The organism is Pseudoalteromonas ostreae, assembly GCF_018069805.1.
Taxonomy (GTDB): Bacteria; Pseudomonadota; Gammaproteobacteria; order Enterobacterales; family Alteromonadaceae; genus Pseudoalteromonas; species Pseudoalteromonas ostreae.
On record NZ_JAGPYN010000067.1, the window covers coordinates 1 to 744 of the forward strand.

Annotated in this window: 1 protein-coding gene; it reads right to left on the reverse strand. The window is 43.7% G+C overall.

Annotated elements, in window-relative coordinates; translation table 11 throughout:
* Window positions 1-744, reverse strand: a 744-nt coding sequence (locus J7338_RS20540; RefSeq protein ID WP_210798827.1) for an IS110 family RNA-guided transposase, incomplete at both ends; no start/stop codon positions are given.

The window sequence follows — 744 nt, forward strand, 5'->3', positions numbered from 1 at the left end:
CTTTGGTAAACCTTCTTGTCGTTTTTGCATATCTGTCGATATATTTGCCGCATACCGATAAGTGTGTGCACCTTCAACAAGAAGACGCCTTGCTCGGCCATTCCCGCATTTTGTGATAGCGCCAATATGGCGTTTGCCACCACTCGAGTGTTCACTGGGTACAAGACCGAGGTAACTCATTAATTTACGGGGATGGTCGAAGCGCGTTAAATCGCCCAGCTCAGCAACAACGCCGGTGGCGACCAACAAACGAACGCCACGCATAGCTTGTATTGCTTTTACTACAGGATAATAACGCCACTGGTGAACGTGATGTGTTAGTTCATTATCTAGCCGCTCAAGTCGGCTTATTCGTTCGGTAATTGTTTGTAAAAATTCTTGTAAGACGATGTGCTGAGCGGGATGCGGAAGCACAAGTTCAGTGAGCCAACGTAAATGTTTTTGTGACCAATTAGCGGTGCCTTTGTAATTAATATTATTACGAAGCAGCAGCGCTTTTAATTGATATTTAGCATCTTTTAAATCTTTCATGGCCACTTCGCGTGCACGAGATAAATCACGAACGGCTTCATCTTCAGGCTCGGGAACATAAATAGGTGTTAAATCTTCAGATTTAAGTAATTTAGCGAGCTTGAGGGCATCACGTTTATCGGTTTTAATTTTCTCACCAGGTTTTTTAGGAATAAGAGACGGGGCAACCACATAACAGCAATGGCCAAGGCTGGTGATTAATCTGTAAATCCA